Origin of the sequence: Metabacillus endolithicus (genome assembly GCF_023078335.1) — a bacterium.
GTDB classification, from domain to species: Bacteria; Bacillota; Bacilli; order Bacillales; family Bacillaceae; genus Metabacillus; species Metabacillus endolithicus.
Window position 1 is genome coordinate 3,659,837 of the sequence record NZ_CP095550.1, and the last position, 13,351, is coordinate 3,673,187.

General features: G+C 35.8%; 13 protein-coding genes, 2 pseudogenes and 1 riboswitch. Of the genes and pseudogenes, 8 read left to right on the top strand and 7 right to left on the bottom strand.

What is annotated here, in order from left to right; genetic code table 11:
* The first annotated feature begins 74 nt into the window (after nucleotides 1-74).
* The 6 genes and pseudogenes from MVE64_RS18785 (at nucleotide 75) to MVE64_RS18810 (ending at nucleotide 6,154) form a co-directional block, all read left to right on the top strand.
* Nucleotides 75-1,154, top strand: coding sequence for an isocitrate/isopropylmalate dehydrogenase family protein (locus MVE64_RS18785; RefSeq protein WP_247340236.1), 1,080 nt, complete (start codon nucleotides 75-77; stop codon nucleotides 1,152-1,154).
* 72 nt (nucleotides 1,155-1,226) lie between these two features.
* On the top strand, nucleotides 1,227-1,871 hold the full coding sequence (locus tag MVE64_RS18790) for a class II aldolase/adducin family protein (RefSeq protein ID WP_247340238.1): 645 nt from the start codon (nucleotides 1,227-1,229) through the stop codon (nucleotides 1,869-1,871).
* Nucleotides 1,872-1,901: 30 nt separating this feature from the next.
* A complete protein-coding gene (locus tag MVE64_RS18795; RefSeq protein ID WP_247340239.1) occupies nucleotides 1,902-2,570 on the top strand; it encodes an aspartate/glutamate racemase family protein in 669 nt (222 codons plus the stop codon).
* Between the two features lie 19 nt (nucleotides 2,571-2,589).
* The gene (locus tag MVE64_RS18800) at nucleotides 2,590-3,894 is read left to right on the top strand and encodes a four-carbon acid sugar kinase family protein (protein ID WP_247340240.1); all 1,305 of its coding nucleotides are present in this window, start codon (nucleotides 2,590-2,592) and stop codon (nucleotides 3,892-3,894) included.
* Nucleotides 3,895-3,970: 76 nt separating this feature from the next.
* Nucleotides 3,971-5,263: a CitMHS family transporter gene (locus MVE64_RS18805; RefSeq protein ID WP_247340241.1), complete on the top strand. Its 1,293-nt coding sequence runs from the start codon at nucleotides 3,971-3,973 to the stop codon at nucleotides 5,261-5,263.
* A 12-nt stretch (nucleotides 5,264-5,275) separates the two neighbouring features.
* A riboswitch (yybP-ykoY riboswitch) is annotated at nucleotides 5,276-5,372 on the top strand.
* Nucleotides 5,373-5,445: 73 nt separating this feature from the next.
* A pseudogene (locus tag MVE64_RS18810) lies at nucleotides 5,446-6,154 on the top strand (TerC family protein).
* Between the two features lie 160 nt (nucleotides 6,155-6,314).
* Here MVE64_RS18810 and MVE64_RS18815 read toward each other — a convergent pair.
* The 7 genes and pseudogenes from MVE64_RS18815 to MVE64_RS18845 form a co-directional block, all read right to left on the bottom strand.
* On the bottom strand, nucleotides 6,315-7,241 hold the full coding sequence (locus MVE64_RS18815) for a CocE/NonD family hydrolase (protein ID WP_247347154.1): 927 nt from the start codon (nucleotides 7,239-7,241) through the stop codon (nucleotides 6,315-6,317).
* A gap of 2 nt (nucleotides 7,242-7,243) precedes the next feature.
* A complete protein-coding gene (locus MVE64_RS18820; protein WP_247340242.1) occupies nucleotides 7,244-8,047 on the bottom strand; it encodes a CocE/NonD family hydrolase in 804 nt (267 codons plus the stop codon).
* 31 nt (nucleotides 8,048-8,078) lie between these two features.
* Entirely contained in the window at nucleotides 8,079-8,540 is a 462-nt protein-coding gene (locus MVE64_RS18825; RefSeq protein WP_247340243.1) for a DUF3237 domain-containing protein, read from the bottom strand.
* Entirely contained in the window at nucleotides 8,537-8,956 is a 420-nt protein-coding gene (locus MVE64_RS18830) for a tripartite tricarboxylate transporter permease (protein ID WP_425593969.1), read from the bottom strand. The genes MVE64_RS18825 and MVE64_RS18830 overlap by 4 nt, the downstream gene beginning before the upstream one ends.
* Nucleotides 8,940-9,901: pseudogene (locus MVE64_RS18840) on the bottom strand (tripartite tricarboxylate transporter permease). The gene MVE64_RS18830 and the pseudogene MVE64_RS18840 overlap by 17 nt, the downstream one beginning before the upstream one ends.
* Before the next feature lie 174 nt (nucleotides 9,902-10,075).
* On the bottom strand, nucleotides 10,076-10,522 hold the full coding sequence (locus tag MVE64_RS28190; protein ID WP_379052708.1) for a tripartite tricarboxylate transporter TctB family protein: 447 nt from the start codon (nucleotides 10,520-10,522) through the stop codon (nucleotides 10,076-10,078).
* 75 nt (nucleotides 10,523-10,597) lie between these two features.
* Nucleotides 10,598-11,614 carry a tripartite tricarboxylate transporter substrate binding protein gene (locus MVE64_RS18845; RefSeq protein WP_247340247.1) on the bottom strand — a complete coding sequence of 339 codons (1,017 nt, stop codon included), beginning with the start codon at nucleotides 11,612-11,614 and terminating at the stop codon, nucleotides 10,598-10,600.
* Nucleotides 11,615-11,873: 259 nt separating this feature from the next.
* Between MVE64_RS18845 and MVE64_RS18850 the strand changes: the two genes are divergently transcribed.
* Nucleotides 11,874-12,749: a LysR family transcriptional regulator gene (locus MVE64_RS18850; protein WP_247340248.1), complete on the top strand. Its 876-nt coding sequence runs from the start codon at nucleotides 11,874-11,876 to the stop codon at nucleotides 12,747-12,749.
* A gap of 386 nt (nucleotides 12,750-13,135) precedes the next feature.
* Nucleotides 13,136-13,312, top strand: a complete 177-nt coding sequence (locus MVE64_RS18855) for a MarR family transcriptional regulator (protein ID WP_247340250.1) — start codon at nucleotides 13,136-13,138, stop codon at nucleotides 13,310-13,312.
* Nucleotides 13,313-13,351 lie beyond the last annotated feature (39 nt).

The following is a 13,351-nucleotide window of genomic DNA, read 5'->3' on the forward strand; positions in this document are numbered from 1 at the left end:
TCAATTCAATTCCAACTTAAATTGAACTCAGGCCATTATTTATTTCATTAATAGTTAAGAAAGGGTGTTTATAAATGAAAAGTTATAAGTTAGGTGTACTATCTGGGGACGGAATTGGTCCTGAAATTGTAAGCGCTACAGTTGATGTTTTCAAAGCTGCTGCAGAAAAATTAGATGTTAAATTCAACTGGACAGATTTACCAATGGGTTGGGAAGCAATTGATAAGTATAATGACCCTACTCCACAAGTAACAAAAGAAGCTCTTTTACAATGTGATGGATGGATTATGGGTCCACACGATTCTGCAGCTTACCCAGAGGAGCACAAAGCAAAACGTAATCCAAGTGGTGAGCTTCGTCATACATTAGACCTTTATGCAAATGTAAGACCAGCTAAAACAATGCCTGGTACAAAGAGTGTTGTTGGAGAAGCAGACTTAGTTATCTATCGCGAAAACACAGAAGGTTTTTATACAGATCGTAATATGTATGTTGGTACAGGTGAGTGGCAAATCACTGAAGATGTTGTTGTTTCTACTGGTGTATTTACTAGAAAGGCTGTAGAAAGAATTGCTCACGCAGCCTTTAAAATGGCTATGCAGCGTCGCAAAAAAGTGACAATTGTTCACAAAGCAAATGTAATCAAATTAGGTACAGGGTTGTTTAAGAGAGTATGTCTAGAAGTAGCTCAACAATATCCAGAAGTTACTGTTGATGATTATCATATCGACGCAATGACAGCTCACTTAGTTCGTAGAGCAAAAGATTTTGATGTTATTGTGACAGAAAATATGTTTGGAGATATTTTATCAGATTTAGCTGGTGAGTTAGTTGGAAGTTTAGGATTGGCTCCATCAATCAATACGAACGAAAACCAGGCAATGGCACAAGCTGCTCATGGATCTGCTCCTGATATTGCTGGAAGAAATATTGCAAACCCTATTGGGATTATGCTTTCAACAGTTATGCTAATGGATTGGTTAAGTGAAAGACATAATGATCAAAAATTATCTGAATTAGGTAAGCTTGTTGAAAACGGTATCAACAAAACACTTGAAGATGGCGTGAAAACTGGTGATTTAGGTGGAAGTGCATCCACATCAGAATTTGCAGAAGCAATTGTCGATCGCATTAAAAGTGCAGTATTAAATTAATTGGAGGATCCAAGTTCAAATCATATCTATAATTGTTGAGCTTGGATCTGTAACAGAAAAGGGAGTTTTTTTATGAATGTGAAAAAGGAACTCATTGAAGCAGGAAAATATTTGAAAGCTAATCAACTTGCTTGGGGTACCTCAGGAAACATTAGTGCTAAATCTGATGAGGATCACATGCTCATCACGGCTTCTGGCACCTATATGGCTGATTTAAAAGAAGATGATTTTGTTACTTGCGAGATTGAAACTGGTAAATATGAAGGAACGCGTAAAGCATCTAAAGAAACTCCAATGCATACTGGGATTTATCGCATGAGAAAAGATGTGAAAGCAGTTTTACATTCATCACCTTTTTATACAACCCTTTTTGCCTGTAGCAACGAAAAGATTCATTCAGAGCTTTTTGTTGAAACCATGTATTACTTAGAAAATATTGCATATGTTGATTATTTTCATCCAGGGACTCAAGAACTCGGAGATGCAGTTACTGAACAAGCTACAAAAGCAAATATTATAATCCTTAAAAATCATGGTGTTGTTGTATATGATGACTCCATGTCTGAAGCAATTATGAGGCTTGAAACTTTAGAAATGGCTTGTCGTATGATCTTAAAGGCAAAAGAAAGTGGCGTTAAATTAAACCACATTCCTGAACATGTTGTAACAAGTTTCCTGGAAGATTCTCGATATAAACCAAGGAAGAAATTAGGGTGAAAGCTTTTCATATAAGGAGTGATTTTAAAAATGGGAAGAAAGATTGGATTAATTCATGCAACTCCTAACAGCGTTATTGCTATGGAGAATGCGATTGATGAATTTGCTCCCAATGTTAACTACCAAAACTTTATAGATAAAGAACTCCTTGATGCAGTCAATAGAGAGGGGAAAGTAACTGGAAAGTTGGTTCGCAGGATCATAAAACTTATTGAAAAAGCAGAAGAATCTGGGGTAGATGGTGTGGCTCTTTCATGCTCTTCTTTTACACCATTTGTTCCACAGATTGAAAGCTTGTTTGATTTTCCTGTTGTAAGTGTTGATATGGCTATGTTAGAAAAAGCAGTCACAATTGGCGAAAAAATAGGTGTGATTGCAACTGTTGCTGCTGCTGGACCTACAACAACTAAATTAATAAAAGAAATCGCTAATAATAAGCAGAAAGAAATTGAAATCGTTACAGAAACGATCATCGAAGCATCAGAGGCAATGAAGAATGGTGATAGTCAGAGGCACGACATGTTAATACAAGAAAAAATTCATGAACTGGCTAAAGTGTGTGATGTTATCGTCATTGCTCAGTTATCAATGGTTAGAGCACTAGGTTCTGTGGGAGAGATTTCGGTTCCTATATTGTCTAGTGGTGAGACAGCGATTAAATCTTTATTATCAAAACTCCAACATTTAGAAACTACGTAATAGAAAAGAGGAAGGAATCTTGATTAACTTAATTGGCGTTGTTGCAGATGATACAACAGGTGCAAATGATATTGGAATTATGTTTAGAAAAAATCAATACACCACAAAGGTCGTAACATTTGAAGACGACTTAAAATTAAATAATGATTCAGATGTTGTCATTGTTGATACTGACAGCAGACTAGACCCGCCAAGTGTAAGTTACAACAGGGTTTATAAAGCTACTAAATCACTAATGGATTTGAATTGTTCAATCTATTTTAATAAAACATGCTCTGTGTTTCGTGGAAACATTGGAGAAGAATTTGATGCGATGCTTGATGCATTAAATGAAGATTTTTGTGTTGTTATTCTGGCATTCCCTAAAAATGGAAGGAAAACAGTTGATGGAATTCATACAGTTCACGATAAACTTCTTGAAGATTCAGAGTTTGCAAATGACCCGGTTCACCCAATGACAGAATCGAATCTTGTATCTATTTTATCGAAGCAAACATCAAGAAAAGTGACTTCTGTTGAACTGTCCGTTGTCAGAAGTGGAGCATCATTCTTAAAAAATAAAATAGCTGAAGTGAAAAAAACAGGATATAACTACTGCATTGTTGATGCTGAAACACAGGAAGATTTATCTGTGATAGCGGAGGCTGTTAAGGAGATAAAGGTACTGGCGGGAAGTTCGGCGATTGCCGAGGAATTGCCAAAATTCCTGGATAAAGAGCTTGTAGAAAACCCTATTCAAACTGTAGAGATTAATGATAATCAAGGCGTATTGGTTGTTTCAGGTAGTTTAACACCTCAAACGAGAGCGCAAACAGCCTATTTAATTTCTAATGGTGTTCCTTCAATCATTTTTGATTCGAGAAAAGTATTTGACCCGGAGGTACGAGAGAAAGAAATTTCCCTTCTTGCAGAAGAAGCCAAAAGTATCTTAAAGCAGGGGAAAGACGTATTAGTTCTTGCTGATAATGATGCAAATACAGTAAAGGAAACCAAAGAAATTGGCTCCAAGCAGAACATAGACCCGCTTGTTATCAGTAAGATGGTATCTGCTGCTTTAGCTGAAATAACAGAGCAAATTGTAAAGGACTTAGATTTAAAGAGACTAGTGGTAGCCGGTGGAGATACTTCAGGTACAGTCAGTAGAAAGCTTGGAATTAAAGGGAACTATGTGTTGGAAGAAATTGCAACAGGAGTACCTTCTGGCTTAGCTCTTGGTCGGGATATGTTTATCGTACTTAAATCTGGAAGCTTTGGAAAAGAAGATTTTCTTTATGAGGCAATAAATCATTTAAAAAATTTAAATGCAAAAGAAAATGTTAATTAAATAGATCTGTGCTTATTAGCAGGTCTATTTTAGGAACTATTGAAAGCGAATTCAATGAAGGTTAGGGGGTATAAAATTGTTATCAATTCTAGGATTTTTGACAATTGCAGTTTTCACATATTTAGTAATGACAAAACGATTAATCGCATTTACAGCAATTATATTTGTACCTATTATATTCGCTTTAATTGGCGGTTTTGGTCCGCAGCTTGGCGAAATGATGATGGAAGGAGTTTTACTAACTTCTGATACAGCGGTACTTCTATTATTCGCCATCTTATACTTTGGTATCATGATGGATGCAGGATTATTTGATCCTGTTAGTAACGCTATCTTAAAGGTAGCAAAAGGAGACCCGGTAAAAATTGCGATGGGGACAGCGGTACTTGCGTTACTTGTTGCTCTTGATGGTGACGGTACAACTACGTACATGATTATCTGTTCTGCAATGCTGCCAGTTTATAGACGTTTAGGAATGAATCCTCTTATATTAGCAACCGTTTCTATTATGGCTCTAGGAATTATTGCTGGTAGTACACCATGGGGTGGTTCAGCAACAAGAGCAATCAGTGTATTAGGATTAAATGCAAACGAATACTTTATTCCAATGTTACCAGTTATGGTGGGTGGAGCTATTGCAACACTTATTATCGCATATATACTCGGACTTCGAGAAAGAAAAAGATTGGGAATGGAAGTAATTCAGCAGTATCAAAATGAGCTTGCTGCTACTGTAGAAACAACAACGAAAGGTTCCACTTGGAAGCTTTGGTTCAATTTATTCTTAACATTAGCCATCATGTTTGTTTTAATACTAGATGTTGTAGAACTATATTTATTATTTATCATTGGCTTTGCTATAGCATTAGTTATTAATTATCCAAATATTGAAGCACAGAAAAAAGTAATTAAGGAACATGCGCCAAACGCAATTCCAGTTGTTTCATTAGTATTAGGTGCTGGTATTTTTACAGGTATATTACAAGGAACTAAAATGGTAGATCATATGGCTGGGGATTTAGTTTCTATCATTCCTCCAGCATTCGGAGATTACTATACAATCATTGTTTCTTTAATAGGTCTTCCTTTAAGTTTCTTAATGTCAAATGATGCGTTTTTCTTTGGAGCTTTGCCAGTTCTTGCTGAGGCTGGTGCACAATATGGAATTGAACCAATCGATGTAGCAAGAGCATCAGTAATTGGTCAAACGATTCATTTAATTGGACCTACTTCAGCTCCATTATGGGTACTAATTGAGTTAATAAAAACAGATTTAGGAAAATTACAGAAGTATACATTACCTTGGATATTACTTGGTTCTGTTGTGATGATTATTGTTGCAATAGCCACAGGTGCAATGGCTCTGTAAATAAAAAAAGACATCTCTCGTAAAGGGGAGTAGCGTCAGGTATATCCTGAAACAAAGTCGTCATTACATGGATAAACTCCATCGGCTTTGTTGGCATAAAATTATGCTTAGCGAGACCTTTGCCTAAATTATAGGCAAAGGTCTCTTTATTTTTATAAAAAAGGGAGGAATAAGTCATGGAAATGGAGTTTTTAACAGCACTTCTTATGATTATTGCTATTGATTTGGTCTTGGCAGGAGATAATGCCATTCTAATAGGACTTGCAGCAAGAAATTTACCTAGCCATCAACAAAAGAAAGTAATTTTGTGGGGCTCAATAGGCGCAATTATTATTCGTACAATTGCAACTCTGGCAGTAGTATGGCTTTTGAACATACCAGGATTACATTTAGTAGGAGGTCTCCTCTTAGTTATAATCGCATATAAGTTACTAGTTGAAGAAGAGGGACATGAAGATGTTAAAGCAGGTGATAATTTTGAAATTTGCCATTAGAACAGTGATTATTGCAGATGCATTAATGGGATTAGACAATGTATTAGCTGTAGCAGGTGCTGCACATGGAAATATTACTCTAGTAATCATTGGACTACTAATATCTGTACCTGTTGTGATGTGGGGAAGTACTCTAATATTAAAATGGATTGAACGTTTTCCAATTATTATCACGATTGGATCAGCAATCTTAGCTTGGACAGCATCAAAAATGATAGTAGGGGAACCTTTTCTAAAAGAATTTTTCACAAATCCTTTCATTAAATATGGATTTGAATTAGTTATCGTAGCTGGAGTTATTTTTGCAGGTAAATTAAAAGCGAACAAAGAAGAATCAAAGAAAGTAGAAATAATAAGTGAAAAGAAGAAGAAGTTACAAAAGGTAGGGACGAATTAATTATCTATTAGGTAGAAATCTATTAAACATTTTTAGATATTATATAATTGGAAACTTCAATCCATCGGCAAAAAGATATGGATTTAGGACTTTTTAGTGAACACATACAAAAACCCTTGGTCATTCCAAGGGTTTTTTACTTAGTGAATATATATCGCTGCTATTCCCTATCAATAATAGGCAGAATCAAATGTGAAGGGAATTCTTGGTTGTGAAAAACTTTATTTTCTGCAACTATGAAATCGGTTGAACTTTCTTCAGCTATTACTCCACCTGTATTGCTATTCCGATCATAGAGTGGAAAATTGCTGCTTGATACCTCCAGTCTAATACGATGGCCTACCCTAAATACATTTGAAGTGGCCCCAATATTAATTACTAATTTATACTTCTTATTAGGTTCCATTAGTTCAGGATCAGACATCGAATCACGGTAGCGTGTCCTGAGTATTCCCTCTGACAAAATTTCAGCTCTACCATCAGGGTACACATCCACAAGCTTTCCGGTAAAATCAGTATCCACAGCAGAAGAAGAAATATAAAGGACTAATTGAATAGGTCCAGTGACTTCAAGAGAAGCTTCTAACGGGTTGGTTGTGTAGCATAAAACATCTTTTCTCTTCTCTACTATCAGCTGATCACGTGGGCCAGCACTATATTCAGCTGGAAGGATTACTGTGCTTGCTTCTGTTTCGGCTCTACATTCAAGGTGCTGCAATGCTCCACCAAAGGTAGGAACAGGATATGAAGGATCATATCTATAAGTATCTTCAGGTTCATTTTCAGGTGGTTGTAAAGACAGGTTTCCATCGCCATTAGCAGTATTGGCCTTCCCATTACTTCGAAGATAGTATTTCTTATACTTCGTATCAGGAAGAGGCCAGTCTTCTTCATCTCTCCAAGAATCAATACCCATAACGAAAATTTTTACAGGCTTTTCTGGTTCATTAGAGAAATCTTTTCCCTTTAACCATCGATCAAACCAATCCAGATGTAGCTGAGTAATAAATGCATCCCTGTTAGCGTGGCTACCATAGGTTCTCTCTGGAAATACACCCGTTTTTACCCGATGTGTCCATGGGCCGATAACTAATCTTTGGTTTTGACGAGTACTATTTGGCTGCCACCTCTTTTTGTAATCCCCTGATAATTATCAAGTGTCCCATTTAAAAAAATATCGTACCATCCACCTATATGCAGGACAGGCACTGTTACTTTATCATAATGTTCTCTTATTGCAGCTGTTTTCCAATAATCATCATAACTAGGATGGTTCAGCCAATCTTTGTAAACTTTCCATGCCTTTGCGAGTGGCGTATTCACGAGAGGAAGCGAATCAACATCAAATGCTATTTTATTCTTATCTTGTTTAACATATCGACTTAAGACATGATTATTGAACATTCTTGTTGCCCATCCTGTTGCCCCAGCTAGTTGGAGTGCTCCTCCTCTATAGGTAAGACCTTCAAATGCATCTGCTGGGGTTACCTCAGTTATCATCACACAAAGTCCATCAGGTTGTTTCTGAGCAGCAAATAATTGAGTTGCGCCATGATAGGACCTGCCAATCATACCAATTTTTCCATTACACCATGGCTGCTGTCTAACCCAATTTATCAAATCTTCTCCATCCTCCGGCTCCTGAAAAAACGGGATGAATTCACCTTCAGAAGAAGCCGTACCTCGAACGTCTTGAACGACATAAATATAACCCGCTTGAACAATCTTTAAGATTTCTGGACTCGATATATATTTAGTTGAGTTTTTATTATAAGGCAACCTTCGGATTAAGGTAGGTAAAGGTTCATTTGTATCAGGTCTATAGATATCCGTTGCAAGGCTTACGTTATCCCGCATAGGTACCATAATATCTTTCTCTATCGTCAATTTCATTGTATTTGGTTCTCCTTTCCCGGTTGAAACTCTATACAATACGGTAGAAATGTAGTAAAACACCACCTTGGGGATGCTTGCTTTTTGTACCAATAAAAGTTGAGTGATTTAACCAATTTAGCCTGCTATCTGTTGAAACCTCGAAACTAGGTGTAGTCCTGACGTAATACTCAGATGGGTCAATAATTTCTCCACTTCGTTGTCTTTCGATAATGTCTGAAGTAAGAGAAATCGCTCCTTGATTTAATACAGATATCATCGTTCCATCTTTTTCTTGAATAGTATAGCGTGCATATAATTCTCCAGTACCATCTGGACGTTTAAGATTCCAATCTGCTCCTCCAGGTAACACATCTCCTTTTAATTCAGGACCTTTAAAGGTACCACCAACTATGGGGATTACTCGCCTATAACCCTGAGGAACATCACCAATCACATAGGGTTTACCTATTTTAGCGTGCAACTCCATGATAAATTCATATCCAATTGTCATTGAATATTCTCTCCTTTTTCTACACTACTGTCTGTTGGCTTTGAATTATTTTTCCATGATCGATAAGTGGAAAATCCAAAAACTAACAGAATCAAACAAATCAAAATAAGAGCTGTAGGTCCGGTATAAAATACGTTATATTCCCCTTTTGACAGCATCAATGATCTTCGAAAGTAATCCTCTGTCATAGGACCAAAAATAAAGGCGAGTACAAAGAGTGGTGCCGCAAAATCCAGCTTATTAAGGAAAAAGACAATTATCCCCACGATTAAAGCAAGCCATAGGTCAAAGCTGTTTCCTTTAGAAGCATATACACCGATTAGCGATACAAATAGTATACAAGTCACTAGAACATAGTTAGGGGCAGTTAAAATCCTAGCCATAAGAGAAGTAGAGTATTTACCAATAAAATACATAAAGATACAGGTTGCTAAGAAAGCCCCAAAACATAGCAGCCAACAAATCCATGTTTTCAACAAAAATTCTTGGTCCTGGTTGAAGTCCATGAATAATAAAGGCCCCCATGATAATAGCCATCGTAGCAGAACCAGGTATGCCAATTGCTATAAGTGGTATTAGAGCTCCTCCAACAGCTGCATTATTGGCTGAATCTGAAACTGCTAAGCCCCCCGGATAGCCCTTTCCAAATTTTTCAGGGTGTTTTGAACTGCGTTTTGCATCCATATAAGAAATCCAAGACGCAGCACTTGCACCAAGCCGGGAATAATGCCTACAATAGTTCCAATTAGAGAACCTCTGATCAAATAACTTCGAACAGCAAAAAATTCCTTTAACGAAACAGATGCTTTAAGATTTTTTTTATCTGAAACATAACGTGTGTTTAATTGGGTTGAGATCATATTGAAGACCTCAGTAATTGCAAACATACCAATCAACAAGGCTATAAAATTAAATCCATCAATTAGATTTGCGCTGCCAAAGGTATAGCGTGGAAGACCTGTTAAAAGATCAACTCCAACTGTACTTAGTAGCAAACCTAATAGAAGTGATAGAACGCTTTTAGGCAAATCTTTCGATGCTAAGCTACTAACACATACTAAAGCTAGTATTGTGATTAGAAACATTTCAGGGTCAGAAAATTGAAGAGCTAGAACTGATAATGGCTTGGCAAGAAAAATCAAAAATATACATCCAATAATTCCACCTACCAAAGATGCAGTTAAAGAATAACCTAATGCCTTTCCAGGAAATCCTTGTTTTGCCATAGCATGACCGTCAAATACTGTCACGACAGAAGCTGCAGATCCAGGAATCCCCATAATGATAGCTGAAATCGAATTTCCATATTCTGCTGCTTGATAAACAGCAACTAGCATTAAAATAGCGGCTACTGGAGACATCGTAAACGTAATAGGAATTAGAAGAATTTATTGCGATTGGTGGCCCTAATCCAGGTACAGCCCCGAAGAATAAACCAACAATGACACCAAATATAACAGCAAATAAATTTTCCCAAGTTAACAGCATGGATAAGTCAAAGAAAAAAATTCCATTATACACACCTCTCAATGAAATTAAAAAGAAATCTTTAAAAATAGCTCAAATACAACATATACAAAGATAACTAAGCTTACAGAAATTAAAAGTGTGAACAAAACTTTTTTTCGAGAATGTTTCGCGTTGTTGTAATAGTAAAGTAGTGAGAATACAAAAATTGTTGAAAAAATATAAAATAAACCTATGAACTCCCAAGCTAAAATAAACAGTAGGATAACACCAACGGTTCTTGCTATTATTCTGAAATTAGGGAGTTCAATCTTTTGGTCATGTTTCTGTTTTTTCGTTGTAATAAAACTGACCACGCTAAAAACGACAATAAGAAAACTTAATATTTGAGGAAAGGTCGCTGGTCCTACATACTTTGATAAAGTAGAAGTGAAGCTAAAAGAAAGTACAAAGAACAAAATCCCCAACCCAACAATAAAAAGTAGCGAGATATAAGTTGCTAATTTGTAACTCATGGATATCACCTCAAATTAAAGGAAATTTTGGAACAGGGATTGAAGTCTATATCCCTGTTCTTATAAAACTTATTACTAGTTTTCAAATATTTCGAACATAGCTTTACCATTTTCATAGCTTTCTTTAAAAATAGCTTCAAACTCGGAGCCTTGATTAAAATAATCCTCTTGTCCGGAATTACTCAAATACTCCTGCCATTCTGGATCTTTTATCACCTTAGATACAAGATCATTAAATTGATCAATAACCTCTTGAGGTGTACCCGGTTTTACAGCGAACCCGCGATAATCAAACCCCTCAATATCCAGACCTAATTCTTTAAATGTTGGAACATTAGGAAATAATTCTAAACCTTCATTACCACCGACAGCTAATAGGGTATGTGAGCCTTCCTGAACCAAACTAGCAACAGCCGATACACTAGCTACTGCAACATGGGCATCTCCACTTAGGATAGCTTTATCTGCTAAACCTGGATTGTCATAAGGAATATATTGCCCATCGATTCCAGCCTCCTGAAGTATGGTCATACCAGAAACATGATTATCATTGAATGTGCCGACTGAAACAATCTTCATCTCACCTGGATTCTCAATACCAAATGTCTTAAATTCATCGTAAGTTTTAAACGATTTCTCTAAGGTAAATAAAGCATCTCTTCCAGCGGCAATAGAGGATATAGGCTGAATATCTTCCATTTTATTTGGAATTACACCATGTGCAAATGCATAGGCTTCAGTTTGGCTTATTCCAAGAATGGTATATCCATCTGCATCCCGATTCATCATCTCATTGATGGCAAGTGAACCGGAACCACCTGTTTTATTTTCTATCACGATAGGTTGATCAATATATTTTTCTGCTACTTTTGCAAATGCTCTGTAAAAGATATCTCCTCCTCCACCTGGTGAGTTTGGAAGAATTAAGCTAATTTTTTTAGTTGGATATTCAACATTTTTAGAACCTGAATTTGATTTGTCAGTACCAGATTCTGTTGAGTTTGAACCCGTTTGGGAATTTCCACTACAACCCACAATTAAACTTATAACCAATGAGATGATAAAAAGCTTGAGTACATTTCTTCTAGCCATAAAAAACACCCCTCTTTTTAAATATCAATCACAGAACAACAGAAAACGCTTACATTTAATTCAAACTATCCCCCTATTTACATACATATTTAATGATGAATACACCAAAAAACATTTCGGAAAATTAAGAATATTGTTTCTTTAGTGTTATAAAAATGATACATTGAATTTAACTAATAAGTAAAATATAAAATTTCTTCATTTTACTTAAAAAAATTCTATAATTGAGGTTAATCAATAGATTAGGAGGAGGTAAGGATTGGATAATAAGGATTGGGACATACTGACAACCATTTATCATGAAAAGAATTTATCAAAAGCCTCACAAAAGCTTTACATTTCACAACCTGCTTTAAGCTACAGAATTAACCAGCTAGAAAAACAATTCAAAATCACTATTTTTATTCGTGGAAAAAAGTTTATTAAGTTTACAGCAGAAGGTGAGTATCTTGTCCAATATGCCCAGAAAATGAAGAATAATTATATTAAATTACAAGATCAACTTCATGATATTAATGAAACTATTAGTGGTGAGCTACGCATTAGTGCTTCAAGCAATTTTGCACGTTATAAGTTACCTACTATTTTAAAACGCTTTCACAATCTTCACCCAAATATTAAATTTAAGATTCAGACTGGGCCGACCTCATTCATCTTAGAAAGCATGTTTCATGAATTGAATCACATTTATATTGCAAGCGGTAATGTGGATGAAAAGTATCCAAAAATGTTACTTGAACAAAATAGGATTTGCTTAATTTCAAAAGATCCAATTGAATTAAATGAATTGCCTGATCTTCCAAGAATAAAATTCACTATGGAATCTAGCGCTAAAATTACTGATGAAAATTGGTGGCAGGAAAATTTTAGCCGACCCCCACTCATTTCCATGGAGGTCGATAAGGTAGAAACCTGTAAAGAAATGGTTTTAATGGGACTTGGTTATGGAATTGTTCCAGAGTATCTGATTAACAACGATATGGATAAGGAGCAATTACACACTCTCCCTCTAACACACAAGGACGGCACATATTTGCTAAGAAATGATTGGGCGTATTACTTTGAAAACGATCTTAATTTATCTTTTGTCAATGCTTTCGTTTTATTTTTGAAAGACTACTACTCTATTGATTAAAGATTGACGATAATACGATGGGGAATATTTAGTAGCTGATTTACTGCAAACCCCGCTATCATTGTTTCAACTGCTCCAATCATAATTGATAAAACGAAATATCCACAAATAAAAATCTTTGGATACTTTTTGTTGGGTTTATGGCAATTAATTATTCATTGTCATTTACTCTATTTTTTGATAAAAACGTTTCGTAGCTAACGATTATAAAAATCAATAACCAAGTAGGTATTTGACATTCATATAAATAACGAAGATGGAGAATTACTCCTGAAGAGGTTGAGACAATTAGTCAATTAACAAAACTGCCATTGGATTCACTTAATTTAGATGCAATTGCTGTTGTGACAAATATATATAGGGTAGCTCAAGGGGTAAGAAATAAAATGGAACAAGAAGTTCTGTCTCAATACGGATTATCTTGGACCTCATTTACGATTCTATATGATTTGTGGATTGGTGGCTCTCTTGAAACAAAAAAACTAGCTGAATCAGCAGGAGTTTCAAAAGCAACAATAAGTAATATTACAAACACATTAGAGAAAAAGGATCTTTGTTACTGAAAAGGTGATCACAGAGATCGAAGAAATACCTTTGTTTTA

Excerpts from the sequence above, each read along its gene's own strand:
- MVE64_RS18785 (WP_247340236.1), top strand. The coding sequence starts at position 75 with ATGAAAAGTTATAAGTTAGGTGTACTATCTGGGGACGGAATTGGTCCT.
- MVE64_RS18790 (WP_247340238.1), top strand. The coding sequence starts at position 1,227 with ATGAATGTGAAAAAGGAACTCATTGAAGCAGGAAAATATTTGAAAGCT.
- MVE64_RS18795 (WP_247340239.1), top strand. The coding sequence starts at position 1,902 with ATGGGAAGAAAGATTGGATTAATTCATGCAACTCCTAACAGCGTTATT.
- MVE64_RS18820 (WP_247340242.1), bottom strand. The coding sequence starts at position 8,047 with ATGAAATTGACGATAGAGAAAGATATTATGGTACCTATGCGGGATAAC.
- MVE64_RS18825 (WP_247340243.1), bottom strand. The coding sequence starts at position 8,540 with ATGACAATTGGATATGAATTTATCATGGAGTTGCACGCTAAAATAGGT.
- MVE64_RS18830 (WP_425593969.1), bottom strand. The coding sequence starts at position 8,956 with ATGTATTTTATTGGTAAATACTCTACTTCTCTTATGGCTAGGATTTTA.
- MVE64_RS28190 (WP_379052708.1), bottom strand. The coding sequence starts at position 10,522 with ATGAGTTACAAATTAGCAACTTATATCTCGCTACTTTTTATTGTTGGG.
- MVE64_RS18845 (WP_247340247.1), bottom strand. The coding sequence starts at position 11,614 with ATGGCTAGAAGAAATGTACTCAAGCTTTTTATCATCTCATTGGTTATA.
- MVE64_RS18855 (WP_247340250.1), top strand. The coding sequence starts at position 13,136 with ATGGAACAAGAAGTTCTGTCTCAATACGGATTATCTTGGACCTCATTT.